Origin of the sequence: Paraburkholderia sp. BR14374 (genome assembly GCF_040948685.1) — a bacterium.
GTDB lineage: Bacteria > Pseudomonadota > Gammaproteobacteria > Burkholderiales > Burkholderiaceae > Paraburkholderia > Paraburkholderia youngii.
In genome coordinates this window covers 104,679-130,817 of record NZ_JBFPKF010000015.1, presented here as the reverse complement: position 1 = coordinate 130,817, position 26,139 = coordinate 104,679, and the positions used below count along the sequence as shown (strand labels likewise).

27 protein-coding genes and 1 pseudogene are annotated in these 26,139 nt (G+C 66.0%); 15 read left to right on the top strand and 13 right to left on the bottom strand.

The features are described 5' to 3' along the window. Nucleotides 1-216: 216 nt before the first annotated feature. A pseudogene (locus AB3X86_RS27925) lies at nucleotides 217-414 on the top strand (aliphatic sulfonate ABC transporter substrate-binding protein); the annotation flags it as partial. Between the two features lie 4 nt (nucleotides 415-418). Here AB3X86_RS27925 and AB3X86_RS27920 read toward each other — a convergent pair. Together AB3X86_RS27920 and AB3X86_RS27915 are read right to left on the bottom strand one after the other, a co-directional pair. Next, a complete protein-coding gene (locus AB3X86_RS27920) occupies nucleotides 419-721 on the bottom strand; it encodes a hypothetical protein (RefSeq protein WP_368598506.1) in 303 nt (100 codons plus the stop codon). Next, nucleotides 718-1,092: a phage holin family protein gene (locus AB3X86_RS27915; protein ID WP_368598541.1), complete on the bottom strand. Its 375-nt coding sequence runs from the start codon at nucleotides 1,090-1,092 to the stop codon at nucleotides 718-720. Before AB3X86_RS27915 ends, AB3X86_RS27920 begins: the two co-directional genes overlap by 4 nt. Nucleotides 1,093-1,319: 227 nt before the next feature. Between AB3X86_RS27915 and AB3X86_RS27910 the strand changes: the two genes are divergently transcribed. Further along, nucleotides 1,320-1,730, top strand: coding sequence for a DUF6566 family protein (locus AB3X86_RS27910; protein WP_368598505.1), 411 nt, complete (start codon nucleotides 1,320-1,322; stop codon nucleotides 1,728-1,730). 27 nt (nucleotides 1,731-1,757) lie between these two features. Then, nucleotides 1,758-2,171 (top strand): hypothetical protein, encoded by a 414-nt coding sequence (locus AB3X86_RS27905; protein WP_176377977.1) that lies wholly within the window; start codon nucleotides 1,758-1,760, stop codon nucleotides 2,169-2,171. Nucleotides 2,172-2,205: 34 nt separating this feature from the next. Here the strand turns inward: AB3X86_RS27905 and AB3X86_RS27900 are convergent, their stop codons facing one another. Beyond that, nucleotides 2,206-2,451 carry a hypothetical protein gene (locus AB3X86_RS27900; protein WP_176377978.1) on the bottom strand — a complete coding sequence of 82 codons (246 nt, stop codon included), beginning with the start codon at nucleotides 2,449-2,451 and terminating at the stop codon, nucleotides 2,206-2,208. Nucleotides 2,452-2,519: 68 nt separating this feature from the next. Further along, entirely contained in the window at nucleotides 2,520-3,929 is a 1,410-nt protein-coding gene (locus tag AB3X86_RS27895; RefSeq protein WP_368598504.1) for a 3-deoxy-D-arabino-heptulosonate 7-phosphate synthase, read from the bottom strand. A 178-nt stretch (nucleotides 3,930-4,107) separates the two neighbouring features. On the opposite strand from AB3X86_RS27895, the gene AB3X86_RS27890 reads away from it, so the two are divergent. The 9 genes from AB3X86_RS27890 (at nucleotide 4,108) to AB3X86_RS27850 (ending at nucleotide 17,028) form a co-directional block, all read left to right on the top strand. Continuing rightward, complete coding sequence (locus AB3X86_RS27890; RefSeq protein WP_368598503.1) at nucleotides 4,108-5,010, top strand: YihY/virulence factor BrkB family protein; 903 nt, start codon at nucleotides 4,108-4,110, stop codon at nucleotides 5,008-5,010. A gap of 306 nt (nucleotides 5,011-5,316) precedes the next feature. Further along, nucleotides 5,317-6,570, top strand: coding sequence for an MFS transporter (locus AB3X86_RS27885; protein ID WP_368598502.1), 1,254 nt, complete (start codon nucleotides 5,317-5,319; stop codon nucleotides 6,568-6,570). 278 nt (nucleotides 6,571-6,848) lie between these two features. After that, complete coding sequence (locus tag AB3X86_RS27880; protein ID WP_368598501.1) at nucleotides 6,849-7,640, top strand: TetR/AcrR family transcriptional regulator; 792 nt, start codon at nucleotides 6,849-6,851, stop codon at nucleotides 7,638-7,640. A gap of 125 nt (nucleotides 7,641-7,765) precedes the next feature. Beyond that, entirely contained in the window at nucleotides 7,766-10,264 is a 2,499-nt protein-coding gene (locus tag AB3X86_RS27875; protein WP_368598500.1) for an acyl-CoA dehydrogenase, read from the top strand. Between the two features lie 146 nt (nucleotides 10,265-10,410). After that, complete coding sequence (locus AB3X86_RS27870) at nucleotides 10,411-11,832, top strand: 3-oxoacyl-ACP reductase (protein ID WP_368598499.1); 1,422 nt, start codon at nucleotides 10,411-10,413, stop codon at nucleotides 11,830-11,832. A gap of 14 nt (nucleotides 11,833-11,846) precedes the next feature. Beyond that, entirely contained in the window at nucleotides 11,847-12,782 is a 936-nt protein-coding gene (locus AB3X86_RS27865; protein WP_368598498.1) for a MaoC family dehydratase, read from the top strand. A 76-nt stretch (nucleotides 12,783-12,858) separates the two neighbouring features. Beyond that, a complete protein-coding gene (locus AB3X86_RS27860; protein ID WP_368598497.1) occupies nucleotides 12,859-14,160 on the top strand; it encodes an acetyl-CoA C-acetyltransferase in 1,302 nt (433 codons plus the stop codon). A gap of 35 nt (nucleotides 14,161-14,195) precedes the next feature. Further along, nucleotides 14,196-15,977 carry an AMP-binding protein gene (locus tag AB3X86_RS27855; RefSeq protein WP_368598496.1) on the top strand — a complete coding sequence of 594 codons (1,782 nt, stop codon included), beginning with the start codon at nucleotides 14,196-14,198 and terminating at the stop codon, nucleotides 15,975-15,977. 97 nt (nucleotides 15,978-16,074) lie between these two features. Beyond that, complete coding sequence (locus AB3X86_RS27850; protein ID WP_368598495.1) at nucleotides 16,075-17,028, top strand: DUF1571 domain-containing protein; 954 nt, start codon at nucleotides 16,075-16,077, stop codon at nucleotides 17,026-17,028. Between the two features lie 18 nt (nucleotides 17,029-17,046). Here AB3X86_RS27850 and AB3X86_RS27845 read toward each other — a convergent pair whose 3' ends face one another. From AB3X86_RS27845 to AB3X86_RS27825, 5 genes are all read right to left on the bottom strand, one after another. Continuing rightward, a complete protein-coding gene (locus tag AB3X86_RS27845; RefSeq protein WP_368598494.1) occupies nucleotides 17,047-17,478 on the bottom strand; it encodes a hypothetical protein in 432 nt (143 codons plus the stop codon). 50 nt (nucleotides 17,479-17,528) lie between these two features. After that, entirely contained in the window at nucleotides 17,529-19,106 is a 1,578-nt protein-coding gene (locus AB3X86_RS27840) for an FAD-binding oxidoreductase (protein ID WP_368598493.1), read from the bottom strand. Nucleotides 19,107-19,206: 100 nt separating this feature from the next. Further along, complete coding sequence (locus AB3X86_RS27835) at nucleotides 19,207-20,115, bottom strand: anti-sigma factor (RefSeq protein WP_368598492.1); 909 nt, start codon at nucleotides 20,113-20,115, stop codon at nucleotides 19,207-19,209. Continuing rightward, the gene (locus AB3X86_RS27830; protein ID WP_013089172.1) at nucleotides 20,115-20,675 is read right to left on the bottom strand and encodes a sigma-70 family RNA polymerase sigma factor; all 561 of its coding nucleotides are present in this window, start codon (nucleotides 20,673-20,675) and stop codon (nucleotides 20,115-20,117) included. The genes AB3X86_RS27835 and AB3X86_RS27830 overlap by 1 nt, the downstream gene beginning before the upstream one ends. Nucleotides 20,676-20,701: 26 nt before the next feature. Continuing rightward, a complete protein-coding gene (locus tag AB3X86_RS27825; protein ID WP_176108899.1) occupies nucleotides 20,702-20,839 on the bottom strand; it encodes a hypothetical protein in 138 nt (45 codons plus the stop codon). A gap of 465 nt (nucleotides 20,840-21,304) precedes the next feature. On the opposite strand from AB3X86_RS27825, the gene hfq reads away from it, so the two are divergent. Then, complete coding sequence (gene hfq / locus AB3X86_RS27820; RefSeq protein WP_368598491.1) at nucleotides 21,305-21,778, top strand: RNA chaperone Hfq; 474 nt, start codon at nucleotides 21,305-21,307, stop codon at nucleotides 21,776-21,778. A gap of 30 nt (nucleotides 21,779-21,808) precedes the next feature. Here the strand turns inward: hfq and AB3X86_RS27815 are convergent, their stop codons facing one another. Further along, a complete protein-coding gene (locus tag AB3X86_RS27815) occupies nucleotides 21,809-22,036 on the bottom strand; it encodes a hypothetical protein (RefSeq protein WP_368598490.1) in 228 nt (75 codons plus the stop codon). A gap of 204 nt (nucleotides 22,037-22,240) precedes the next feature. On the opposite strand from AB3X86_RS27815, the gene AB3X86_RS27810 reads away from it, so the two are divergent. Further along, nucleotides 22,241-22,432 carry a hypothetical protein gene (locus tag AB3X86_RS27810; RefSeq protein ID WP_018432239.1) on the top strand — a complete coding sequence of 64 codons (192 nt, stop codon included), beginning with the start codon at nucleotides 22,241-22,243 and terminating at the stop codon, nucleotides 22,430-22,432. 227 nt (nucleotides 22,433-22,659) lie between these two features. Here AB3X86_RS27810 and AB3X86_RS27805 read toward each other — a convergent pair whose 3' ends face one another. Continuing rightward, a complete protein-coding gene (locus tag AB3X86_RS27805; protein ID WP_368598489.1) occupies nucleotides 22,660-23,376 on the bottom strand; it encodes a DUF2968 domain-containing protein in 717 nt (238 codons plus the stop codon). Between the two features lie 411 nt (nucleotides 23,377-23,787). Between AB3X86_RS27805 and AB3X86_RS27800 the strand changes: the two genes are divergently transcribed. After that, nucleotides 23,788-24,273: a DUF2147 domain-containing protein gene (locus AB3X86_RS27800; protein ID WP_368598488.1), complete on the top strand. Its 486-nt coding sequence runs from the start codon at nucleotides 23,788-23,790 to the stop codon at nucleotides 24,271-24,273. 162 nt (nucleotides 24,274-24,435) lie between these two features. Here the strand turns inward: AB3X86_RS27800 and AB3X86_RS27795 are convergent, their stop codons facing one another. Together AB3X86_RS27795 and zapE are read right to left on the bottom strand one after the other, a co-directional pair. Further along, nucleotides 24,436-24,894 (bottom strand): transposase, encoded by a 459-nt coding sequence (locus AB3X86_RS27795; RefSeq protein ID WP_368598487.1) that lies wholly within the window; start codon nucleotides 24,892-24,894, stop codon nucleotides 24,436-24,438. A 98-nt stretch (nucleotides 24,895-24,992) separates the two neighbouring features. Beyond that, nucleotides 24,993-26,090, bottom strand: a complete 1,098-nt coding sequence (gene zapE / locus AB3X86_RS27790) for a cell division protein ZapE (protein ID WP_368598486.1) — start codon at nucleotides 26,088-26,090, stop codon at nucleotides 24,993-24,995. Nucleotides 26,091-26,139 lie beyond the last annotated feature (49 nt).

The window sequence follows — 26,139 nt, the reverse complement described above, 5'->3', positions numbered from 1 at the left end:
CACCGTCGACATGGCGTCCCATGGACAGCGGACGACGCAGTATAGGAACTCAGTGCGATGCCGCGGCTGTCCGTAACTCATGGGCACCGGACAGCCGTGCCAGCGTTGACGCAAGCACGCGCGCAATCAACTGGACGGCATTATCCGGATCGCGAAGTCGCGAAAAGCGTTGCGGCTTTGCGCATATGACGATCACTGGGATCGATAGCTAAATCCGTCGGCGCGCCGACGATCGAACGCGCCAACGCCCGGCGCAGCTATCTGGTGCGAGCGCTCGCGCCGCCGAACTTCAGCGAGCAGCAGACGATCGCCGACGCGTTCTATCGCGCGGGACTGCTGCCCGCGCCGGTCGAGACGAAGCAGGCGCTGTACTGGGACTTCGCGGCAAAACGGGCGAAGCCGGTCGGCGCGTGAGCGATCACTGCGCGATGGAGCGCCGCACATTGCGGGCAATCCACGCCGCGGCACCGGAGCGGCCCGCGATCGACAGCGTACGGCGCGGCCCCAGCACGATGCCGCCGACCACCAGGGCGAGCAGCAACGCGACATGCGGCGCCTCGGCGAGCGACGCGAGCACCGTGCCGACCGGGAAGCGCGACGCCGCGCGCGCCGCGGGCAACGCGGCAGTCCGGTTCGCCACTACCAGGGCGGTTCGCGATGCCTCCATGCGTTCCAGAATGGTGAGCCGGGCAAGCTCGTTTGCGTGACGTGGCTGACTCATTTGAGCGACTCCCTGAGAGCGTCCAGATCGGAGTGAATCTCGGCCTTGAGCACGTGAAGCGATTGCGCCGGTTTTTGCGCCCGCAAAACCAGCAAAGACACGATGCACACGAGCAGCCACGCGGCAGCCACGCCCCAGACCACCTCAAGAAAGTAAGGCGTCTGCCACGCGGTGGCGATGATCGCGATGCAAAAGAAGGACAGCGTGAACAGCCCCGCGACCGCCAACGCCACGAGTGCGCTCAACTCGCGCACCAGGCGCTTTCGCGTCTCCTCGACTTCCAGCGCGAACAGTTCGCTATAGTCGGTGACGCGCTCGACGCAGAATCGCCCGACGTTGCGCCACCTCGTGACCTTCGCATGGATTGACATTCCGTCCTCCTCACGATTCATTTGCGCCGGCTGCGACAAGCAAACACTTCGCTCCTTGGCCGACAGAGCGAAGCGGCACCAGCGTTGAACGCAGCGCAAGAGCCGGGCCCGCGCTCAACGCGATCGCACGCCGCGTGCCCGTAGCCGGATGGATGCCTTCACGCGTTCGCGTTGGCGGCACATAGTTTGCTGGAATCGGGCAGATCAATTCGCTCGCCGAGGACAGCATGACCCCGCTTCCCCCAACCGATCACACTGACCACAACGCCGGCGCCGGCATCGGCGAGACCGGCTCCGATATGGCTACCGCGGACGGACGCGCGATGCCGGCCGCGCGCGACGAGCGCGGCTTCCACCACGCGGTGCATGACGCGCACCGCGGCGCGCTGATCACGGTGACCACGCATCGGAACTCGCGAGGCGCCTGGATCGCCGACGTGTCGATTTCCCGCGACGGTCGACCGATGGAGATACCGGCCAATCTGGCCAACGTGGAGCCCGTGACGCCGGAATGGCTCACCGAGGAGGAAGCGTTGCGCGCCGGCATCGAACAGGGTCGCTATCTGATCGACCGGACTCTGGGCGAGCACGCCGCCACCCTATCGTCGTCGCAGCCGCGCCGCGACGACGAGCGTTAAGCACGGTCCGATTCGGAGGAAACTCACATGCTACTGAGCGATGAAGAACTGGCGCGGCTGGAAGGTGTCGAGCCGTTCCTGCGGGAAGAAGCCAGAAGCGCTCTTCCCGCCGACGCCGATTACGAAGTTCTCGCCGAACTGCACGAGCATTTGCAGCCCGGAATACGCATTCGTGTGCCGGCCGGCCCGGACATCGCGATGGAACCGCGAGTGCCGCCCTACCCGCTCGATCTGTTCGTCGGTTTGCCGCTCGACGAGCTGCGCGACGTCGCCAACGATGAAGGCGCCGCACGCGAAGCGGCGCTCGCGCGGTTCGCCACGACATTCGCCCCAAGGCTGCAGCGAGCGATCGCCGCGCTGACACCGCACCGGATCGATCTCGCGGCAGGCGTGCAAAGCGAGCGAGGAACGCTCACGGTGATGCTGGAGCCGGTGCGCTGACGCGTGAGCCGCACACGTGCATGTCGCAACCGCGTTAATCGTCGCTATCGAGCCCGCCCGGCGGCGGCCCGATCGTGATGCCCGCGCCCGACCCTTTGCGAGTCCCCGGCGGATAGGCATCGGTTACGGTCTCGGGCGGAACGTCCGCGACGCAGCGGCTCGCATCGCCGTCGCGCAGACACTGCTCGAAACGGTCCGCCTCCTGCGGCGAGCTAAATTGGTAGATCTTGCTGGCAACCTGCACCTGCGTGTCCGACAGTCGCTTCGACAGTGTTTCCATCACCACTCCTTTTTGCTCGTAGATCTATCGCCACGAGCAACGCGCGCGCCACCTCGTCATCAGAGGCCCTAGCGCGCCGCGCTCAAGCGTCTTGCGTCCGCGATGCCGACCGCGGCCCGCAAGTCGTCAGGATGAACCATTAATTCCCGAACCTCGCGCAGCGTCGCGTACTGGTCGAGCACCGTCCGCCATCTCGGCGATTCGAGCAACTGATGCCACACCGGTTCGAGATCCGCGCAGTCGGCGTCGCGTCCGTCCGCCAGCGCACCCGCGAAATCGAGGCTGGCTTGGGCCGACAGCAGCTGCATCCGACTCGCGGGACTCAGCACGCGCGGTGCCGCTTCGACGGGAGCGTCACAGCAATAGAGCACGGTGCTGCGAAGACCGGTTGCGTCGCTCGTCAGCGCGGCAAGCGACGCGCCGCTCAAATGCACCGTCCCCTGCTGCGTGCGAAACGAGTAGACGGTGTGCGGCTCCGCGTGCGCCAGCAGCGTCAGTCCGCGCACGAGCCGCGGCAGATCGGTGGTGGCCGCGTCGACCGATGCCTTCGCTTCGACGAGCAGGCATACGTCCCACGCCGCTGCGTCGGCCGGGGGCTGTGCCTGGCGCAGCAGCACCACATCCCATTCGGTTTTGGCGCGCTCATGGCTTGCGGGTATCGCGGCCGGCACGCGCATCGAGTTCACGACGCGGTAGGTGGCGACCGCTCCCTGAGCGTCATTGAGGCGCTGCGCGAGCGCGTCGAGTGCATCGGCGGCCAACGCTTCGACCGCGGCGCCGCGCTGCTTCGAACTCAAGCCTCGCTCGACCGCGCTCGAGCTTCCCGGACGCGGCCCCTGACGATCCCACAGCGTCTGGTAGTGGCGCACGCGCTCGTCGGACGTCAGCGCGTCAAGGCGCCGTAAGCGCTGCAGCGCGGCACTCTCCAGCAATTGCGCGAGGCCGCGTTGCAGCGCCGCGTCGTGCGCGATTTGCGGCGTATCGATGCAAGTTTGCACGGCTTCGGCCAGTTCGGGCCACGCTTCGGCGACCGCGAGCGCGTGCAGACGCGCCAGCGCGTCGCGTTGCGGACCGGGGAGCAGCCGCTGCTGTTTGGCCGGATGCGCGATCGCATTGACGGCCGCGTAGATCAGCCGGCGATCGACGCTCGCGTGCGCGGCCAGCGACGCGTACTCGCGCACCACCGCGCTGCGATGCCGTAGCAGCATCGCCTGAAACACCGGGTCGCCGGCTTCCTCGCGCAGCGCCTCGCGGATCATGCGCGCCAACGCCTCGACGAAGAAGCGCCGGTTCGCCGCATCCGGCGCTTCGCCACGCGCGCTCGCCTCGCGAGCCTGCTCGATCGCGAGCGCCAGCACGGTGGCGGGACTCGCTTGCGGCGTCGGCGCGCAGACGGCCGCGAGCGCCGGCAGGCGATAGCGGCGCACGACAGCGTCGAGCATCTCGTCGAGCAACGAAGGCGATGGCGTCACGGACATAGCGATATGTCGATAAGTTGGCGAAATAACTTTACCTGAAGGTTCGGTGCGGCGCGCGGACCGGCACGGGCCGCTCGCGGCTGGCGCGCGTCGTGCTGCATCAGCGCTCGACGGAGCCACTTTATCGTCGCGGCAGCGCGAGGCGAGCGTTCGCGCGCTGCCGCAAGCGGAGGACAGCATGTCAGCACCGCAACCGGAAACCGCAGCGAGACCCGCTCGCTGGCGCCACACGATCAACGTCGCGAGCGACGCCGCCGGCCGCTTTCTGTCGGACCGATGCGCGATGCTCGGCGCCAGCATCGCGTTCTATTCGGCGTTCTCGCTGGCGCCCACGCTGCTGCTCGTGCTCGCGGTCATCGGCTGGATCTTCGGCCGCGATGCCGCGCAGGGGCGGCTTTTCGAGCAGGCGCGGCAGCTGGTCGGCAACGACGCGGCGCACGCGATGCAGGACATCGTCGCCCACGCGCACTATGCGGGCGGCAGCGGCCTCGCCGCCGCGTTCTCGATCGCGCTGCTGCTGGTCGGCGCGTCGGCAACGTTCTCATCGTTGAATACCGCGCTCGACATCGTGTTTGCCGCGCACCCGCGCAAAGGCATTGCCGGGCTGGCGCTGCTGGTGCGCGCGCGGCTCGTGTCGATCGGTCTGCTTATCGGGCTCAGCTTTCTGCTGGTCGTGTCGCTCGTCGTCGATACGGCGATTCAGACCCTCGGCGGTGCGCTGTTCGGCAATTCGGCGCTGGGCATCGTTGCCTATGTGCTGCAATCGTTACTCGGTTTCGTCATTCTGGCCGTCGGGCTCGGCGCGCTGATCAAGTGGCTGCCCGACGCGGCGGTGCCGTTGCGCCCCGCGCTCGTGGGCGGCAGCGTCGCGAGCCTGCTGTTCACGGCGGGCCGGCATCTGTTCAGCTTCTATCTCGTGCATGCGGGCACGGCGGGCGTGTTCGGCGCGGCCGGCTCGCTCGCGGTGCTGATGATGTGGCTGTACTTCTGCGCGGCGGTGTTCCTGTTCGGCGCGGAAGTCACCGCGTCGTTGTGCCGGGATGCGGCCTCCCCCGCTCATCCCGGGCTTCGGCGAGCATGAAACCGTTCCGCGCACAAAACGGCATTGCCATAAACTCTGTAAAAAGATTGGCTCGCGGAAAATCCAGTTAAATATTACAAAAACGCCGCCAATAAACCGACAATTACATTTACCCGACATTAGACGATGCATGACAAATTCAGCACGAATATTGCTGCGCGCATTAACACGGAGAAAAACGGCCTCAACCCTGCAAACGCTTAATGCTCGGCGTACACTCGCCGGGACGGGCTTGCCATAAGGCGCAAGGGCTGCGGTTCCGGCCGCGATCGAACGCGGATTTGCGAATACCCAGGAGGACAATCAATGAGCTGGACTCGGGAACAGAGAAACGTCACGATCGCCGCCTATCTAGGCTGGACGCTCGACGCATTCGATTTCTTTCTGATGGTGTTCGTATTGAAAGATATCGCGCAGGAATTCAATACGGACATTCCGTCGGTCGCGGTCGCGATCATGCTGACTCTGATGATGCGCCCGCTCGGCGCATTGATTTTCGGCTGGCTCGCCGACAAATACGGCCGCCGTCCGACGCTGATGGTCAACATCGGGTGCTTCTCGTTGCTCGAACTGCTGTCCGGTCTGTCGCCCAACCTGATGACGCTGCTCGTGCTGCGCGCGCTGTTCGGTATCGCGATGGGCGGCGAATGGGGTGTCGGCGGCGCGCTGACCATGGAAACCGTGCCGCCGAAATCGCGCGGCATCGTCTCGGGTCTGCTGCAAGCCGGTTATCCGAGCGGCTATCTGCTCGCGTCGGTCGTGTTCGGCGTGTTCTATCAATACATCGGCTGGCGCGGCATGTTCTTCGTCGGCGTGCTGCCGGCGCTGCTCGTGCTGTACATTCGCGCGCACGTGCCGGAGTCGCCCGCGTTCCAGACGCTCGAAAAGAAGGTACGTCCGGGCCTCGTCGCGACCCTCAAGCAGAACGTCGGCCTGTCGATCTACGCGATCATCCTGATGACCGCGTTCAACTTCTTCTCGCACGGCTCGCAGGATCTGTATCCGACTTTCCTGCGCGTGCAGCTCAAGTTCGATCCGCACACGGTGTCGTGGATCACGATCGTCCTGAACATCGGCGCGATCTGCGGGGGTCTGTTCTTCGGCTGGGCATCGGAGAAGATCGGCCGCAAGCGCGCGATCTTCATCGCCGCGCTGATCGCGCTGCCGGTGCTGCCGGTATGGGCGTTCTCGACCACGCCGTTTCTGCTCGCGCTCGGCGCATTCCTGATGCAGATCTCGGTGCAAGGCGCGTGGGGCGTGATTCCGGTGCACCTGAACGAAATCTCGCCCGATGAAATCCGCGCGACCTTCCCCGGGCTCGTGTACCAGCTGGGCAATCTGATCGCGTCGGTCAACGGTCCGATGCAATCGAAGATCGCCGAGATGCACGACAACAACTACGCGCTCGTGATGGCCGTCGTAATCGGCATCGTCGCGATCGTGATCTGCGCGCTGATTCCGTTCAGCCGCGAGCGCCGCGGCATCGACATGACGCAGTCCGCGCGCGAGATCGTCGGCGCGGGCTCGACGGGCGGCGCGGTCGGAGGACAGCGCATATAACCGCTTCGGGCGTCCGAATGAACGCCTGGCGCCCATCAAATCGCAACGCAATACGAGGCCGTTCCGATTCGCGCGGAACGGCCTTTTCATTTCCGACGCGGAATCACGAGCCGCGCTTCGCAAGCACGGCTTTCGTCAGATCTTCTAGAGGAGTTAGTCGAGTCCCTTCCTTGCTCGCACCGGCCCTCCTTTTTTATCCTGCAAAAAACGATTGTTTCAAATACCAATTTGAATCGCGTGTTTGCGAGCCGGCGGCGCCGGCAACTGGGAGACGCAACATGGCAGTTCGCACCACGGGCCGGCATGCCGGCGATACGAAGTCACGCATTCTCGACGCCGCGGAGACGCTGTTCATCGAATGCGGTTATGAGGCGCTGTCGCTGCGCCAGATCACTTCGCGCGCCGAAGTCAATCTCGCGGCGGTCAACTATCACTTCGGCCACAAGGAATCGCTGATTCATTCGATGCTGTCGCGCCGGCTCGATCCGCTGAACGAGGAGCGCGTGAAGCTCATCGACCGCTTCGACGCGATGCTCGGCGCGCGTCTGACCTGCGAGCACGTGCTCGGCGCGATGTTCATTCCGGCTCTGCGTCTGTCGCGCGATCCGCGTGTCGGCGGCAAAGCGTTCCTGCGCCTGCTCGGGCGTGCGTACACCGAGCCGTCGTCGTTCATCCGCGACTTTCTGAACGCGCATTACGAGTCGGTGGCGATGCGCTTCTTCGACGCGTTCCAGCGCGCGCTGCCACATTTGCCGCGCGAGGAGCTCGGCTGGCGGCTGCATTTCGCGATCGGCGCGCTGTCGGGCGTGCTCGCCGGCACCGATCCCGACAGCCTGATTGGCGAGTTCTCGCGAGGCAAGCCGATGAACGATCTGCGGCTGATCGCACGCCTCGCGTCGCTGATCGTCGCCGCGCTGAAGGCGCCGCTGCCGGACGGCACGCAACTGGCCGCATTCGCGGCGGTACTCGGCGATGCGACCGACGAGCGCGGCGCGCTCGGCACGTTAGCTAGTGCGCACCGAGACACCAGCGGCGAGGCGGCTGCGTGCGCCGCGGCATGTGACGCATAGCGCGGCTCACAGGTGGCCCGGCGATTGCATCACCGCGGAAAAGGCAGCGAGGAAATCAGCAGAGCGCGAGCGGTCCGCGCCCGTGGGACGCACTCGCCCGCAGCATCGACAGAGGAGGAAGCATCATGCCGTGGTTCATCCTGGCGCTCGTCGTCGGCGCATTCGCTCTCGTCTACGTTCAGGCGCGCGCCTCGTGGTGGCTCGCGGCGCTGATCGTCTGGGTCGCGGCCGCGCACCTGAGCGGCGCGGCCGGCCCGCTGCTGACGACCCTGCTCGCGATCGTGTTCGTGCTCCCCGCCCTCGTGCTGACGATCAAGCCGCTGCGCCGCGCATGGCTCGCGAAACCGGTGCTCGACACGTTCCGCATGATCCTGCCTGAGATGTCGCCGACCGAGCGCGACGCGATCGAAGCCGGCACGGTGTGGTGGGACGCCGAGCTGTTCTCGGGCCGCCCGCACTGGGACACGCTGCTCGGCTACGGCGCGGCCACGCTCAGCGCCGAAGAACAGGCGTTTCTCGATGTTGAATGCGAGCAGTTGTGCGAGCTCGCGAACGACTGGGAAACCACGATGGTCTGGCAGGACCTGTCGCCGCAAACGTGGCAGTTCATCAAGCAGCACGGCTTTCTCGGCATGATCATTCCGAAGCAGTACGGCGGCAAACAGTTCTCCGCGTACGCGCATTCGCAGGTGATCATGAAGCTCGCGACGCGCTGCACGGCCGCCGCCGTCTCGGTGATGGTGCCGAACTTGCTCGGCCCCGCCGAGCTGCTGATGCGCTACGGCACCGACGCGCAGAAGAACCACTATCTGCCGCGTCTCGCGCGCGGCGACGAAATCCCCTGCTTCGCGCTGACGAGCCCGTATGCCGGTTCCGACGCCGCTGCGATTCCCGATGTCGGCATCGTCTGCAACGGCATGCACGAGGGTCGCGAGACGCTCGGCTTTCGCGTCACGTGGGACAAGCGCTACATCACGCTCGGACCGATCGCGACCGTGCTCGGCCTCGCGTTCCGCGCGCTCGATCCCGACCATCTGCTCGGCGCGAACGACGAACCCGGCATCACCTGCGCGCTGATTCCGACCAACCACCCTGGCGTGAATATCGGCCGCCGTCACTGGCCGTTGAACGCGGTGTTCCAGAACGGCCCGAACTCGGGCAAGGACGTGTTCATTCCGCTCGACTGGGTGATCGGCGGACGCGCGCAGGTCGGCAACGGCTGGCGCATGCTGATGGAGTGTCTGGCGGCGGGCCGCGCGATCTCGCTGCCGTCGTCGAATGTCGGGATGGCGAAGGTCGCGGTGCGCAGCGCCGGCGCGTACGCGGCGATTCGCCGCCAGTTCCGCGCCGCCGTCGGCAAGTTCGAGGGCGTGCAGGAAGCGCTCGGCCGCATGGGCGGCAACCTGTACGTGATGGACGCCGCACGCCGCCTGTCCGCGCTGGCGGTCGACCTCGGCGAAAAGCCGTCGGTCATTTCGGCGATCGCCAAATATCACATCACCGAGCGCGCGCGCAGCGTCATCAACGACGGCATGGACGTCGTCGCCGGCAAGGGTATTTGCATGGGGCCGTCGAATTTTCTGGCGCGCGCGTATCAGCAGATGCCGATCTCGATCACCGTCGAAGGCGCGAACATTCTGACGCGCTGCCTGATCATCTTCGGCCAGGGCGCGATCCGCTGCCACCCGTACGTGCTGAAGGAAATGACGGCGACGCGCGAGCCCGATCGCGCGAAGGCCTTGCGCGAATTCGACTCGGCCTTCTTCGGTCACGTGAACTTCACGGTGTCGACCTTGCTACGCAGCGCCGTGTATGGGCTGACCGGCGGCGCGCTGATCGCGAAGCCGCGCCGCGCGTATGCGCCGCTGCAGGCGTACTACCGCGCGGCGACCCGTCTGTCGACGGTATTCACGCTGCTCGCCGACGTGTCGATGCTGGTGCTCGGCAGCGATCTGAAGCGCCGTGAACGCATCTCGGGACGCCTCGGCGACGTGCTGTCGCAACTGTTCCTGATCTCGGCCACGCTGAAGCGTTTCGAGGACGACGGGCGTCAGCGGGACGACCTGCCGCTCGTGCGCTGGGGCGTCGAGGATGCGCTGTACAAGGCGCAGCATGCGCTCGACGGCGTGCTCGCGAACTATCCGAACCGGCTCGCCGCGACGCTCGTGCGCGTGCTTGCGTTCCCTTTCGGCCTGCCGCATCGCGAGCCGTCGGACCGCCTCGGCAGCGAGATCGCCGAACTGATGCAGACGCCCGGCGCCGCGCGCGAGCGGCTCGTCGCCGATTCTTACGTGCCGCATCCCGACGTCGACGCGCTCGGCTACGGCGAGCTCGCGTTCGCGCTGAATCCGCAGTTCACGCTAATCGAGCACAAGCTGCGCGACGCGGTCGAACAGGGCCTGCTCGAACCGCTGCCGCAAAGCCTGCCGCAGCTCGCCGCATGGACCGATGCGGCGCAACGCCAGGGCCTGATCGACGCCGACGAGCGGCGCGTGCTCGACGACTACGCGCGCTACGGTGCGCAGGTCATCAAGGTCGACGATTTCCCCGCCGATTTCGACCTGCTCGCGAGCTTGCAACAGCGCAAGCAGGCGCTCGAAAAGGCGCTGGATCTGGCGGCCTGACGCGCGCGCTCACGCAGAAAAAACTACCGATGCGGCGCGGCAAACCGTACCCGAGTCACGCAACTCAAGGCACACTGACACACGTCCGGCACCCCTGAAACATCTATGGGGCCGCCCGAAGCGCGTCCAGTGGAGCAACCGATAACATGAACGACTCCTACCTGAAGTTCGTCAACTCGCCGTTCGGCGGCCGTCTCGCGCGCTCGCTCGGCCTGCCGAAGCCCGAGGTGCTGCGGCGCTACCGCGCGGACCGGGCCGAGTTCGACGGTCTGATCGCGATCGGCGCGGGCCGCGAGCCGCGCCTGTTCGACGCGCTCGCGAGTCTGATCGCCGGCATCGGCATGACGAGCGTCGCGCACGAAAGCGCCGGGCTGTGGGTGCCGCTCGCCACTCGCCACGGCCTGATGACCGGCCGCTTCGAGCCGGCCGAAGCCGGTGCGCCGGGCAAGCTCGCCGTGCTGCTGTTCGACGCGAGCGGTATCGACGACAGCAGCCAGTTCCAACCGCTGCACGGCTTTTTCCACGACACGCTGCGCTCGCTCGGCAAGTGCGGGCGCATCGTCGTGCTGGGGCGTCCGCCCGAGGCCTGCGCGAGCCCGCGTCAGTGGACCGCCCAGCGCGCGCTCGAAGGGCTCGTGCGTTCGCTCGGCAAGGAAGCGCGTCGCGGCATCACCGCGAATCTCGTGTACGTCGAGGACGGCTCGGAACGCGCCATCGACGCGACGCTGCGTTTCTTCCTGTCGCCACGCTCGGCCTATGTGTCGGGTCAGGTGGTGCGGATCGCGGGCAGCCGCAACGAAGCGCCGCCGCCCCACGCGCCCGCGTTGGACTGGCGCCAGCCGCTCGCCGGGAAGCGTGCGCTCGTCACGGGCGCCGCGCGCGGCATCGGCGCTGCTATCGCGAGCGTGCTTGCGGCCGAGGGCGCGCATGTGATCGGCGTCGACATTCCGTCCGCGCGCGACGCGCTCGATGCGACGACGCGTCAGCTGAACGGCAGCGCGCTCTCGTTCGACATCGCCGCGCCCGAAGCACCCGCGCAGATCGCAGCGGCGCTCGATGAGCTCGGCGTCGACATCGTCGTGCACAACGCCGGCATCACGAAGGACAAGACCATCGCGAGGATGACCGACGCCGCGTGGCAAAGCGTGATCGACATCAATCTGAGCGCGCAGGAGCGCATCGACGACGCGCTGCTCGCGGGCGGCATCCTGCGCGACGGCGGGCGCATCGTCGCGGTGTCGTCGATCAGCGGCATCGCGGGCAATGCCGGCCAGACCAATTACGCGACGTCGAAGGCCGGCGTGATCGGCCGGGTGCAGAGCATGGCGCCGCAACTGCGCGCGCGCGGCATCACGATCAACGCGGTCGCGCCCGGCTTCATCGAAACGCAGATGACCGCGAAGATTCCGCTCGCGCTCCGCGAGGCCGGCCGCCGCATGAACTCGATGAGCCAGGGCGGCCAGCCGGTCGACGTCGCGCAAACCATCGCGTGGCTCGCGCATCCGGGCTCGGCCGGCGTGACGGGCCAGGTCGTGCGCGTGTGCGGTCAAAGCCTGATCGGCGCCTGAACGGGAGCGTGGGCATGGACGAACCGCGTGATCCGTTCGGCAGCCGTCATCTCGCACCCGCGCCGGGCGGCGACGGCGCGCGGCCGAAAACCGTCGTGATCGAAACGCTGCCCGCGCCGGCGAAACTGTACGGGCGCGCGCTGACCGGCATCGTCAAGCGCGGCCGCGAATCGCGGCTGCCGCCGTTGCGGCTCGTGCGCCCCGCCGTCGTGCTCGAGCCCGGCCCCGCGTGGCGCTATGCGCGCGTGTGCGGCTTCATTCCCGAGCACGGCGTGCCGCTCACCTACCCGCATCTGCTCGCGTTTCCGCTGCATCTGCTGATGCTGACCGACCCAGCGTTTCCGTGGCCCGCGCTCGGTCTCGTGCATCTGGCCAATCACGTGCGGCTGCGCCGGCCGCTCGCCTACAAGGATCTGTTGCGCATCGAGGTCGAATTCGGCGCGCTGCTGCGTCACGACAAGGGCCAGGCGTTCGTCGTGCATACGCGCATCTATCGACGCGGCGAGGCGGTGTGGGACGGCGACAGCATCTATCTGAAGCGCGCGGTGCCGGCGCTCGGCCATCCGCTCGAAGCGCTGACGCTCGACCCCGACGCGCTGCAACGGATCGCGCGCTGGCAGCTCGCGCCGCAACTGGGCCGCGACTACGCGAGCGTGTCCGGCGACTACAACCCGATCCACCTCAGCGCGTTGTCGGCGAAGGCGTTCGGCTTTCCGCGCGCGATCGCGCATGGCATGTGGACGCTTGCGCGCGCAGCGTCGTCGCTGCAGCCGCCGAAGCCGCTCGCCGAAGCGACGCTCGCCGCCGAGTTCAAGCTGCCGATGCTGCTGCCCGGCGAAGCGTCGCTGTGGAGCGCCTCGCCTTCGCTGATCGAGCGCGATCTCGAGGTGCGCGATCTCGCCGGGGTCAAGCCGCATTTGCGCGCGCGCATGCAGTGGCGGCTGCTGTGAGCCGCGAGCGCGCCGTTCGTAGCGTTTGCATCGTTTGCTTCCACCGATAATCTGGGTACGACCCAAGGAGCCGAGCATGTCCCACCCGCAATCCGCCGTGCGCCGTGTCGCCGTCATCGGGGGCAACCGGATTCCGTTTGCGCGCTCGAACACCGCGTACGCGAGCGCATCGAATCAGGACATGCTGACCTTCACGCTGCAAGGGCTGGTCGATCGCTACGACCTGCACGGCGTGCGTCTCGGCGAAGTCGCGGCGGGCGCGGTGATCAAGCATTCGCGCGACTTCAACCTGACGCGTGAGTCCGTGCTGTCCACCACGCTCGCGAAGGGAACCCCCGCCTACGACGTGCAGCAGGCCTGCGGCACCGGCCTCGAAGCCGCGATCCTCGTCGCCAATAAGATCGCGCTCGGGCAGATCGACGCGGGCATCGCGGGCGGCGTCGATACCACGTCCGATGCGCCGATCGGCGTCAACGAGCGGATGCGCAAGATCCTGCTCGAAGCGAATCGCGGCAAAAGCACCGGGCAACGTGTTGCCGCGCTCAGCAGGCTGCGGCCCGGCATGTTCTTCAAGCCGCTGCTGCCGCGCAACGTCGAGCCGCGCACGGGGCTGTCGATGGGCGAGCATTGCGAGCTGATGGCCAAGCGCTGGAACATCTCGCGCGAGGCGCAGGACGTGCTCGCGTACGAGAGCCATCGCAAGCTCGCCGATGCGTACGCGCGCGGCTTCGTCAACGATCTGATGACGCCGTACAAAGGCCTCGCGCGCGACAACAACCTGCGCGCCGACCTGTCGCTCGAAAAGCTTTCGAACCTGAAGCCGGTGTTCGACCGCGACGCCGGCACGCTGACCGCCGGCAACTCGACGCCGCTGACCGACGGCGCATCCGCGGTACTGCTCGCGAGCGAAGCATGGGCGGCCGAGCGCGGCTTGCCGGTGCTCGCGTATCTGAGCTGGTCGGAAACCGCGGCGGTCGACTTTTTCGACAAGCAGGAAGGCCTGTTGATGGCGCCCGCCTACGCGGTGCCGCGCATGCTCACGCGCGCCGGCCTCGCGTTGCAGGACTTCGATCTCTATGAAATCCATGAAGCGTTCGCGGCCCAGGTGTTGTGCACGCTCGCGGCATGGCAGGATGACGAATATTGCCGCACGCAGCTTGGCCTCGCCGGCGCGCTCGGGTCGATCGATCGCACCAAGCTCAACGTGAACGGCGGTTCGCTCGCGACCGGCCATCCGTTCGCGGCGACGGGCGGACGTATCGTCGCCGCGCTCGCGAAGATGCTCGCGCAACTCGACAAACCGGCTGGCGGCGCACGCGGGCTGATCTCGATCTGCGCGGCGGGCGGCCAGGGGGTCGTCGCGATTCTGGAACGCTAGCGCGGCAGCGGATACCAACATCTCAGGAGCAACCGATGATCGAGCCCACCACCCAAGCGCCGCAGCACGTGCCGGATGCAGGAAGCGCTCGTGCGCCAAACCCGGCGCCAAGCCCCGCGCCGAACACCGACGGCATCTGGTACGCGTCCTACCCGGACGACGTGCCGCGCGAGATCGACGTCACGCAATACGAATCGCTCGATCAGTTCTTCGACGAATGCACCGCTCAGTTCCGCGAGCGCGTCGCGTACGTCAGCGTCGGCTCGAGCCTGACGTACGGCGAGCTGGCCCGCAAGGCGAGCGCGTTCGCGGCCTACCTGCAAAGCATCGGCGTGCAGCCCGGCGAGCGCGTCGCGATCATGCTGCCGAACACGTTCCAGTATCCGGTCGCACTGTTCGGCACGATCAAGGCGGGGGCCGTAGTCGTCAACGTGAATCCGCTCTATACGGTGCGCGAACTCGCGCACCAGCTAAAGGACAGCGGCGCGCAGACGATCGTCGTGTTCGAAAACTTCGCGAAGACGCTCGAAGACGCGTTGCCCGGCACCAGGGTGCGCAACGTGATCGTGACCGGCCTCGGCGATCTGCTCGGCGACGGCGTGAATCTGAAGGGCCACCTGCTCAATTTCATGCTGCGTCACGTGAAAAAGATGGTGCCCGCCTACGAGCTGCCGCAGGCTGTGCCGCTGCTCAAAGCGCTTTCGATCGGTTACGCGCGGCCGCACACGCCGGTGCGCGCGAGCCACGAGGACATCGCGTTCCTGCAATACACGGGCGGCACCACCGGCGTCGCGAAAGGCGCGATGCTCACGCACCGGAACATCATTGCCAATCTGTTGCAGGCGAAGGCGTGGGCCGCGGGGCAACTGTCCGGCGAAGGAGAAACGGTGCTCACGCCGCTGCCGCTTTATCACATCTACTCGCTGACCGTGAACGCGCTGATCTTCATGGGGCTCGGCGGGCGCAACATCCTGATCGCGAATCCGCGCGACATGAAGCGCGTGATGATGATCCTGCGTCACGAAAAATTCACCGGCATGACCGCGGTCAACACGCTCTATAACGCGTTCCTCGACAACGAGGAATTCTGCCGGCGCGACTTCTCGGACCTGAAGCTCGCGATGGCGGGCGGCATGGCGACGCAGAAGAGCGTCGCGGAGCGCTTCAAGGCGGTGACGGGCAAGCCGATCGTCGAAGGCTACGGGCTCACCGAGTGCTCGCCGATCGTGTCGATGAATCCGGTCGATCTGCGCGACTTCGAAGGCTCGATCGGCTTGCCCGCGCCGTCCACGCAGGTGCGCTTCAGGAAAGACGACGGCAGCTGGGCCAATATCGGCGAGGCGGGCGAGCTGTGCGTGAAGGGCCCGCAGGTGATGAAGGGCTACTGGAACCGCCCCGATGAAACCGCGAAGGTGATCGACGACGAGGGCTGGCTCGCAACCGGCGACATCGGCGTAATGGACTCGCGCGGCTTTATCCGTCTGATCGATCGCAAGAAGGACATGATCCTCGTGTCGGGCTTCAACGTGTATCCGAACGAAATCGAGGATGTGATCGCCGCGCATCCGGACGTGCGCGAAGTGGCGGCGATCGGCGTGCCCGATCCCGCGCAGGGCGAGCGCGTGAAGGTGTTCATCGTGCGGCGCACGCCGACACTGACCGCCGAGCAGGTGATCGCGTACTGCCGCAAGAATCTGACTGGCTACAAGGTGCCGAAGCTCGTGGAGTTTCGCGACGAGCTGCCCCAAACCAATGTCGGCAAAATTCTGCGCCGTGCGTTGCGCGACGAGGAACTCGCGAAACAGGGGTCTGCCTGACGGGAATAAACATTGCTTCAATGCGTTATAGCTTTGTTGCCTGGCGTTATTGCCTTGCATGTTGCATGAGCGGCCGCGTCACTTTCTGGAGCAATTCATGAAGCACCGCATGTCCGCCCGTTCGCATCGTCTGCGATCCCGCTTGCGACCCCGCTTGCTGCCGGGTGCGCTGCTCGTTATGCTCGCCCTGCTTTCGGGACCGATGGCGTTCGCGCAGAACGACGACCGTCCGCCCCCGCTCGACACCGCGAGCGCCGTCAAGCCGCCCACCACGCCGCCCGCGCAGGTCGGCAAGCTGACGCTCGACCAGCAGGTCAAATGGCTGCGCGCCGCGCAGCAAAGCGGCACGCTCGAAAAACTCGACGACGCGCAACTGGTCGCGCTGTTCAAATCGCTCGATCCGCTGACGCTGCCGCGCTATATCAAGGAAGGGCCGAACGGCTACCCGTCGTACGAGTTCACGATGTCGCGCTCCGAGCGCATTCGCGGCATCTGGCCCGACAAGCCCGATCACATGCTCGTGCGCGTCGCGCACGACCCGCTGCGCATCTACGCCAAGTGGCTGCCCGACGGCGCGCACGCGGGCCAGGAAATCATCTACGACGAGTCGAAACGCAGCGACGAAACGTTCGGCCACCTCGGCGGCATCATGAACGTGATGCCGTTGTGGACGTCGCTGACCGGCGCGCTCGCACGCTCGCAATCGAATCACAGCGTGCGCGATCTCGGCACCGAGTACGTGGCCGACCAATACCTGAATGAAGGGAAAAAATACAGCCAGACCGGCTTGCCGCGTTCCGTGCAGATCGAAGTGAAGACGATCGACGATGTGCGCGTCGTCGCGTTCACGTTCGAAACACCGGTCGGCCAGCCGCAGTTCTACGCGAAAAAGGAAACGCTCGGGCTCGATTTGCGGCATCCGTTCTTTCGCACCATCGAGTCTTATGACAACGAAGGCAAGATTTTCGAGCAGATCGTGTTCGAGAGCATCACGCCGAAGACGTTCGACGATTCGACCTTCGATCCGAACAACAAGGACTATAAGTTCTAGCCGGGTTTTAGCCGGGTTTTAGCCGCGCCCGCTGCGCGGCGTCAGCGCGAAGGCCACGTGGGCGGGTTGCGCAAGCAGCCCCTCGCGCGCTTCGTGACTATGCTCGACGAAGCGTCCGGTGCGCAGCGCGAGGTGTTGCAGCACGAAGTAGTCGGACGCGCGCGTGAAGCCGATCAGCGCGGGCATCGCGTGTGGGGTCCGGCCGTCGTCTAGCAGGGGCGCGAGGGTGGCGAACCACAGCGCGCCGGCATCGTCGCCGGTTTCGAAGGTCGGCAACCGCAGGTGCGCGGCATAGCGCGCGAACGACGCGCCGCATTCGAGCGTCGAGTCGACGATCGCGAACGCGCGCGCCTCGTCGGCGCACGCGGCGGCTCGCGCGAGCCACGGCCATGCGCCGCCCGCTGCCGTCGCGAGCCATGCACCGGTGAGCATGAAAGTGCGTCGATCCATTGGCGTGTACGCTCCATTCACTCGTTGTTCACGCGTTGTTCACGCGTTGTTCACGTATAGCCTCGCCGGTCGCGCCACGCCGCCGGCCAGATGCCCTGCTTGCCCGGCGCGAGAATGCCGTTCGGGTCGAGCGCATCCTTCAGCGTTTCCGCGAAGCGCAGCGACGCACCGTCGTTGAAGCTGTATTGCGCGGCCGCGAAATCCATATACGCGAGATGCGCGCGGTATTCGCCGTAGCCGGCCGCGCGCGCGTCGCTCATCAGCGAGCGCAGCAGTTGGCCGGCCTGCTCCACCTGGTTCGCGTCGTTGCGGTCGAAAATCGCCGCGAAAATGTGATGCAGATGCCGCGTACCTGCCGTGAAGCCGCCGTAGTAATCGAAGCCGTATTCGGCGGCTCGCGCTTTCACCATCGTGTACTGGCGCATCGCGTCGCGCCCGGTCGCCGGACAGATCGGCGCGAAGTCGACGTGCGCACCCGCGCCGCCGCGCCAGTCGAGCATGCGAAACGCCGTCATCGCGGGAATGCCGGCCATGTTGCGGTCGCCGCCGCCGCTCGGCTGCGCGTCGCCCGCATAACGTGCCGCCGCGAGCCGCGCATCCGGCACCCGCGCGAACGCGCGTTCGATCAGCGCGTAGCGCGCGTCGATCAGCTCGGGCGTGCCGTAGAGCGCGAAATGAAGGTTCCAGCGGCCGACGCCGAGTTTGTCGAGCATCGCCTGCACCGCGCTCTCGGGCATCGCGCCCGCGCCGTGGTACCACTGCCGGCGTGGCGACAGGCCCGCCGCGCGCCGCAAGCCGCCCTCGATCACCGCGTGATTGCGGATCGTGCCGTCGAGCCGCAACGGCCGCAGAGTCTCGACGATCGCCTCCAGATCGGCCTCGCGGCGAAACTGGATTTCGCCGAGCAGATACGCGGGCGGTGCGGGCATCAGCCACACACCTAGCTTCGTCACGATGCCGTAGTTCGACTGCATGAACAGCGCATCGAATGACGGCCCGTAGCCCGGCTGATACAGCTGCCACGCCGTGCCGATCTCGACGCCGCCCATGCCGGTGCGCAGCAGGTCGCCGTTGGCGAGCATCACCTCCATCCCGCATTGCGCGGCCGCGTGGTCGCCGTAGTCGGTATAGCCGAAGCCGCGCTCGAGCGTATTGCCGACCACGCTGCCCCAGCCGGCGGCCGGTGGATCGACCCACAGCTCGTAGCCCTTGTCGCGCAGATGCGCGTACAGATCGAAATAGCTGACGCCGGGTTCGACGAGCGCATAGGCGAGCGTTTCGTTGACTTCGAGAATGCGGTTCATGCGCTGCAAGTCCAGCACGACCGACCCGGTCAGACGCGGCGCGGCGCCGCCGTACGCGAAGTTGCGCCCGGTCGACACCGTCCACAGTGGAATCCGGTACTGATTGGCGACGCGCAGCACCGCGCGGATTTCATCGACCGACGCGGGCAGCACCGCGGCGCTCGCGGCAAACGCGGCCGGCTCGCCGGGCGCGAATGGATCGATATAGACGGCGAGGCCGGCGTCGGAACTCAGCACGTGCGCGTCCCCGACGATCGCGCGCCAGCCGGCAAGCGCACGGTCGAACTGCGCGGCGGTCAGGTTGGGCGGCAGCGTCTGGGGCAAGGCGTCTCCTTGTCGGTCGGGTAAGCCGAGGGTGCGGTCCCGCATGGCAGCAGCCATGCGTGCGTGGCCGCCAACGGCCTTTACGACACGCTACCGCCCGCTACTGCTGCCACGTCTCTGGCTTACCGCCGAGGTCGCTGCAAACGTCGATCGCGATCTCGCGCAGCTTGCCTTCCGCGATCGCGCCGGACAGCGCGTAGCCCATGCGGTCGCTGATCCAGTAGAAGGTGCGGCGGTTGCCGTCGCGAAACAGGCGGAACGCGGTTTCGTCGCGCGTGACGCCCGTCACGTACAGCGTCAGGCGCGCGCCGTCCTGGTTTTCGTACATGAACTGCGCGGCCGGCCCGGCCTCGCCGGGCAGCAGCCGGCCGCCCACCAGCGAATAACCATACTCCTGCAGCGACGGCACCGACAGCGGACGATTCAGCCGCTTCGACAGCCACGCGATCAGATGCTCCTCTTCGCTCGCCGCGACTTCGACCGGATGACGCCGCTCCGGTGAGTACACCGCGTACGCGACATCCGCGCGCTGCGCAAAACCGGGCGGCTGGCCGCCGAAGCCGCTCCACGCGCCGCCGCTCAGCCGCGGCGCGAGCGGGCCGAGCACCAGCGCGAGCCCCGCGCCGGCCGCGAGCCAGCAGGCGGCGAGACCCGCGCGCTGCCACCACGGCCGCGCACGCCGCACCACGATAAAGGCCGGCTCCTCCGCCTCCGCGGGCTGGCTGCCCGCGTAATGTCGCTCGCCCGATTCAGCGGCTTGCTGCTCAAAGTCGGCCCCGTGCCCCGCTTGCGCTTGCCATGCATCGCTGCCCGGCACGCCGCACAGCGCGCGCAGCGCCGCCTTCTGCGCGCGCCACGCCGCGACGCGCGCGGCGGCCTGCGGATGCTGGCGAAGCTGAGTTTCGACCGCGGCGCGCTGCTCATCCGTCAATTCGCCGTCGACATAAGCCGACAGCGAGCGCAGATCGGGCTCGTCGGGCAATCCGGATTCGGGGTTATCGTTGTTCATTATCGGTTTCTCACCACTTTCAGCGGCGCTACTTTGTGCGCCGCCCGCGGCGCACGAGGCTGCGGTCCGTGCATTGGCCCCGGCGGCTCCTCGCACAGCAACGCGCGCATATGCTCGCGCGCCCGCGACAGCCGCGACATCACTGTACCGATCGGCACCCCCAATGCACTCGATGCCTCCTGGTACGACAACTCCTCCACGCACACCAGCAGCAGCACTTCACGCTGCTCGAGTGGCAGGCAGTACAGCGCGCGCTGCACGTCGCGCAGTACCAGACCGTCGACCTCGCCGTGCGGCGCCTCGAGATTGCGCCACGGCGCGCTTTCCTCGTCGACGGCGATCTCTCGCCGCCCGCGCAGTTGGTCTATGTACAGATGCCGCAGGATCGTCAGCAACCACGCGCGCAGGTTGCTGTTCGGCCGGAATGCCGACCAGCGCGCAAGCGCGCGCTCCGCCGTATCCTGAACGAGATCGTCGGCCCAGGCGCGGTCGCCCGTCAGTGCGCGCGCATAGCGGCGCAGCTGGGGCAGCCACGCGATCACTTCCGATTCGAAGGTCACCCGGTGTGCCAGGCCCGGTCGCGGCTCTAGTAGCCGCCGCTGCTGTTGCTGTTGCCGCTCGAGCTCGACGCGGCGTTGTCGGTGTCGGCCGCGTGAGCAAGGGAGCCGCACGCGAGCGCGAGCAGCACGAAGAGCGCTGACAGAATACGGGATGCTTTCATCATGTTGAATCTCCTCACGGATGCCCAGCGCGCGATCGACCGACGGGCGCGGCGGGCGGTGGGCGGCAGGCCGCGCAGTGCGGTGCCGCCATACTGGGCTTAACGCTGCGACCGCGTGGTTTATTCCACCGCGGTCGTGGCGCCGTGTCGCTGCGCTGCGGTTGCGCTGCTTTCTCCGGAATTCTTGGCTTTTTTCGGGCGCTTCGACGCCGCCGCAGGTGCTCGCGCAGCACAGCACTATGTTCTTCCTTTTCCGCCAACCTTGCCGGCAATGCCTGGAGAGACCGGAAGAAGACGCCATTGACCAGCAGATTCGTAACTCAACGTTACAGTCTCGCGGTATCGGATGCTTATGGGCTCACAAGCCGTTATAGTTGACAAAGTTCGCCCCGTCGACGCGTACTGCCCCGCCCGGAACAGAAAGGGTAGAATCGCGGCGAACCACCGTCTATCTAACCTGAATTGTCCATGGCTTCCGCAGAATCGCATCCGCAAAACGACTTCATGAACGCCGCGCGCAAGGAACGAAAGCGCGTCGAGATCTATCTGGTCAACGGCATCCGCCTGACCGGATGCATCGAGTCGTTCGATCAGTACCTGGTGATGCTGCGCACGCCGGTCGGCCTGCAAGGCATCTACAAGCGCGCGATCTCCACGATCCAGCTCGATACCGGCACGCGGCCGGCGCCGCGCACGGGCCGAACGTCGCATGGCGAACATGGCGCGCGCGGTCCGCATGGTTCGCGCGAACATCGCGAGCCGCGCGAGGGGCGTGAACCGTATGGCGCGCCGGCGGCGGAACGCGCGCCGGGCGAGCGCAGCGGCAACTCCGAGGGCCCGGTCGTTGTCACCCGGCGGCGGCGTCTATTCGGCACCGGCGGCGAAGGCGGCAATCATGGCGGCAACCACGGCAGCAGCGGCCCCGGCGGCAATCAGGAATAAACACGAAGAAGCGGTAACGCCCGCGCCTCGCTAGTCCGCTGACAGACCGAGGCGCTGCAGAATTTTCTCCAGTTGGATCAGCTGCCGCTCGGTCAGCTCGAAACTCCCCTTGACCGCCAGCACGCGGCGCCGCCAGTAGCCGGCGTCGAACAGGTGCAGCGCCGGTTGCCGCGTCGCCCAATCCAGGTGTTCCAGTTCGGCGTCCACGACGTGGGCTGCGAGCACTCGTCGCGTAGCCACCGGCTTTTTCCCGTTCATGTGGTTCGCTGTCTGATGGATCGATGGAGGTGTCGCTTGCGGCAAAAGCACGGCTCAAGCGCAGCTCAAGCGCGGCCGGGACACTCGGAGAACGAATCGATGCGGGCCGGTTTCAAACGACGCGCCTGCGCGATTCGGCCGACGTTCGTCGATAGCCGCAATGCGCTATGCTGAATCATTGATCCTCTACCGATGGAGCGCGCCATGACCAGCAAAAGCCAGCATGCCTCCCGGCCTGCGCGCACGCGCCGGACACCACCGACGTCCGCCGACACGCGGCTCGATGAAGCGCTGATGGAAAGCTTTCCCGCCAGCGATCCGATCGCCGTCGATGTGACGGAGCCGTTTCGCGAGCGGATGCGCAAGACTCAGGCGGATACGCGCAAGCGGCATTGAAGTCGCGCCGTCTTGGGTCGCACGGCGGCGCGGCAGCGAGCCATCGTGGCTTGCGAACAATGTCGAGTGGAAATGCCGAAAAGCCCGGCGGCCAGAGTGCGAGGCGCGGGTTGGCTGGTGCGGAAAGCACCGATCAGACTTAACGACGGTAACGCTCGCGGACGGGTCGGACGGCGCATCGAATTGCACGCCGTCCCGCCCCTCCACCGAGGCTCACATCGTCGTGCTCAATGCAGCGGCAAGCCGCTCTCGAGCTGACGCTGCAGGTTGCGGACCTGACGCTGCGCGACGCGCAACTGATCCTGCGCGGCGGCCTTCTGCTGCGCCAGTTCGGTCGCCTCGGCGCGCTTCTGCTCCTGCTGGCTCGCGACGATGCTCTGCTGCTGACGCGCGACGTCGAGGTCGGCCTGCAGCCGGCTCGCGCGTTCCTGCGACAACGCGACCAGGCGCTGCGTGAACGCCTTCTGCGCTTCGAGTTGCGTACGGCGGATCTCAACGTCCGACAACTGCATCGTCTGCCGCGCGAAATCCTTGTAGATCAGCTCGGCGCGCCCGGCGTCCTGCGTCTTGATCACGCGCCAGAAGTTTTTCTGTTGGAACAGCGCGACGTAGTAGGTCATCTCCTTGCCGTAGAACAGCAGGCTCGCGCCATAGCTGCCGTTATACGTGGTGCGCAATTCGCTCAGATCCGATCCGTGGATCATCTGCTGCAATTCAGCCACGTTCCCGGTGGCGGATTGCCGGCTTTCATCCGGCGTCAGCGCAGTGGTCTCTGCCTGGCCGCCCTGCGACGTGTCGGTCGGCGCGCTCGTGGGAGCCGGCTGGGACACGATCGTACCGCTCGCATCACTGTTCTGCAGAGCCTGTGCATTCGCGCCCTGAAGGGCCCCCATTACGATGCATGCGGCCAGAGCAATCTTTCGTAGCTTTGACTTTCGGTCCATGTGACACCTGTTGAACAGATCTTGTTTTAGTAGAAAACGGGGAATTATTACTCAATTTTGCGAGTTCCGGGCTCTTCGTCGAAAATATGGCAGTTACGCATTTGCTCCCTTGGCGGCGCGGTACTACAGCCTCGATCTTTTCGTCGCGAAAGCGGTCATGGATGCACTGGTGGACAGCTCAACGCGAGGCTCTTCCGAATAGCTGAATTGACACACCTCCGAAGTACCGCGTGGCGATTAGAAGCTCCTCTATCAAACGGCGCATGCAGTTTCGCGTATTCTGCGCTGGCGTGCAAACGGCACGCCGTTCGCATCGTCCCGCATCGCGAAGACCGGTGCCGCAGATCCGACCACGATGCCGATAATGCCGCGCGACCACGATCGCGCCGTCTCATATCAAGGAGGAAGGTAATGACTCGATTCACTCAACGTGTGCGCGCGCATGCGCTGCGCACCGCCCGTCACGCCGCGCTCGCCAGCGCCCTGCTCGCCAGCGCCGTGACCGCGATGGCGCAGACTGAGACACCGATCGGCACGTGGCAAACCATCGACGATCATACGGGCCAGCCGAAAGCGCTCGTGCAGATCACACAAGACGCCAATGGCGAATTGAACGGCAAGGTCATCAAGGGTATCGGCGCGAACGACCAGTCGGATCGCCGCTGCAGTGCGTGCACCGACGCGCGCAAGGACCAACCGATCCTCGGCATGACCATCATCAACAGCATGAAGAAGGATGGCGACGCGTGGGATCATGGCCAGATTCTCGATCCTGAAAATGGCAAGGTCTACAAGTGCAAGATGCATCTCGAAGACGGCGGCAACAAGCTCGTGGTGCGAGGCTATATTGGTGTCGCGCTGCTCGGCCGCTCGCAGACGTGGATCCGGCAGCAGTGAGCTTCGACGTGGGGCCCATGTGCGGCGCCTCGCACATTGCCTGAATGAGCGCCTCATGCCGCAACGATGGCGCGCTCAGCCCCAGCAGGTACAGCATAAAAAAACGGCCGGCGATCAACAATCGCGCGGCCGTTCTTCATTGGGGCAAGTTGTTTGCGAGGGTCATGCTGCCTGCTTGAACGATGCAGCGTAACGTAACGGCGTCGCCGGCACCGACGTGGCGGATACCTGGTCATACACGGCGGGCGGAACACGGAACGCCGCGGCTGCGCGGCGGGCCGCGGCGCGCTTGTGCTTCGCGCTCGCGTGCGTGCGCATACGCGCTTCCATCAACCTGCAGAGATCTTCGCTCGCGGTACCGAGCAGTTGTTCCGTGACGTGTTTGAGCACGCCCGATTGGTACCAGGACTTGAAGCGGCGATGACAGGTCTGATACGACGGGTAGCGGCGCGGCATGGTGGACCAGGTCGCGCCGCTATACATGACCCAAAGCACGCCGTTGAGCACTGAGCGGGTATTGGCAAGCGGACGGCCACGCATTTCGGTACGCGGCCGGAGTTCGGGCAGCAGTGGCGCAACGCGCTGCCATTCTTCATCGGTGATTTCGCGGTACGAGTTCATGCTTCCTCCTTTGTCAGAACAACGACAAAAGATAGCCAGTCACCCGCGCGCGGAATATAAGACCACTCCGATTCCTAAAAACTGTCGTATGCCGATGCTCAGGTTAGAGACGTGTCGACGATCCGGCGAGGTGTATCGAGATACTCCTTCGACTGCATCTCGACGATTCGCGACACCGTCCGCGTGAATTCGTTGGCCATCGGGCCATCGACGTACAACTCCTCCGGCGGCACCGCGGCCGACATCAGCAGCTTGACCTTGTGGTCGTAGAACACGTCGATGAGCCACGTAAAGCGGCGCGCTTCCGACGCCATGCGCACCGACATCTGCGGCACGTCCGACAGGATCACCGCGTGAAACCGGGTCGCGAGTTCGAGGTAGTCGTTTTGCGAGCGCGGCCCGCCGCACAGCGTCGCGAAGTCGAACCAGACGACGCCGTCCGCGCGGCGCAGCGCCTTCAGCTCGCGCTTCTCGATATGCAGCAGCGGACTTTCGTCGGGCACCGCGGCGAGGCGCGCGAAAGCGTCGCGCAGCGCCTTGCCGGCAGCGGCGTCCAGTGGCGTGTGATAGACCTCGACCTGGGCCAACGTGCGCTGGCGATAGTCGATCCCCGCATCGACGTTGACCACGTCGAGCTTCTGCTTGATCAGCTCGATCGCGGGCAGCATGCGGTCGCGATGCAGGCCGTCCGGATACAGCGTGTCGGGCGCGTAGTTGGACGTCATCACGAACTGCACGCCGTTCTCGAACAGCTTGTCGAGCAGGCGGTAGAGGATCATGGCGTCGGCGATATCCGAGACGTGGAATTCGTCGAAACAGATCAGCCGATAGCGCTTCGCGATGCGGCGCGCGAGTTCGTCGAGCGGATCAGCCGTGCCCTTGAGCTCTTCGAGCTCGCGATGCACTTCGCGCATGAACTCGTGGAAATGCAGCCGCGTCTTGCGATGCAACGGCACGATCATGTAGAAGCTGTCCATCAGGAAGCTCTTGCCGCGGCCCACACCGCCCCACATGTATACGCCGCGCGGCAAATCCGGGTGAATGATCAGCTTCTTGAACGCGTTCGAGCGACGCGACTTGTATGCGGTCCACTCTTCATAGCACCGCTGCAGGCGGTCGACCGCCGCGCGCTGCGCTGGATCGGATTGGTAACCGCGCGTCTGCAGTTCTTTTTCGTAGTATTCGGTGACGTTCATCGTGTTGCTGCAAAAAGAAAGGCGGGAGGGAATGAACCCCGCCCGCCTT